Below are 322 nucleotides of genomic sequence, written 5' to 3' on the forward strand. Positions count from 1 at the left end.
ATTCTCATACTTACCACCTGTTTGACCCAATTCCTTCTTAACAGTCATTGGATTAGTAATGGTCAGAACTTCTCCAGCTTGCACGTAGGTCTTGTAGAACTCCTCTGGATTCTCCGCCTCGAATACTTGAATCGCTCCTTTCGGAGTGAAATTCCTAGCCTTCATAGCTTCTTGGACACCTGATGGTGCCTTAGCCAGACTCTCATAAATTGCCATTTTCAACCCTTTAACTACTTGACCTTTAGAATCCGTCACTTGTACACCATCTTGATTGATCGTAACAGCCTCTTCTGGATAATCATCAACGATATAGAACCCTTTG

Annotated in this window: 1 protein-coding gene; it reads right to left on the minus strand. The window is 42.5% G+C overall.

Annotated elements, in window-relative coordinates:
* Positions 1-322, minus strand: a 322-nt coding sequence (locus ADH54_RS01145; protein WP_049523570.1) for an SspB-related isopeptide-forming adhesin, incomplete at both ends; no start/stop codon positions are given.

The organism is Streptococcus pseudopneumoniae (genome assembly GCF_001072315.1).
Classification (GTDB): domain Bacteria; phylum Bacillota; class Bacilli; order Lactobacillales; family Streptococcaceae; genus Streptococcus; species Streptococcus pseudopneumoniae_R.